Annotated in this window: 2 tRNA genes; both read left to right on the forward strand. The window is 45.2% G+C overall.

What is annotated here, in order from left to right:
• Positions 1-65 precede the first annotated feature (65 nt).
• Positions 66-140, forward strand: a tRNA-Gly gene (locus tag B4F91_RS05590).
• Positions 141-151: 11 nt separating this feature from the next.
• Positions 152-227, forward strand: a tRNA-Thr gene (locus B4F91_RS05595).
• Positions 228-290: the final 63 nt, after the last annotated feature.

The following is a 290-nucleotide window of genomic DNA, read 5'->3' on the forward strand; positions in this document are numbered from 1 at the left end:
GAATCCAGCTCCCTCCACCACTTTATTCTTGACGGTTAGAGGTAGTTTAAGAACAGGTTCCTAAAGCGGGCATCGTATAATGGCTATTACCTCAGCCTTCCAAGCTGATGATGCGGGTTCGATTCCCGCTGCCCGCTCCAATTATGGTGTTGCTGATATAGCTCAGTTGGTAGAGCGCACCCTTGGTAAGGGTGAGGTCGGCAGTTCAAATCTGCCTATCAGCACCAGTCATATGAATCTCCTTGAATACTTCCTTTATCTGTCAGAAAAAACTATTTGAAATTTGAAAA

It is taken from the genome of Pseudoalteromonas sp. UBA6610 (genome assembly GCF_002433295.1).
GTDB classification, from domain to species: domain Bacteria; phylum Pseudomonadota; class Gammaproteobacteria; order Enterobacterales; family Alteromonadaceae; genus Pseudoalteromonas; species Pseudoalteromonas atlantica.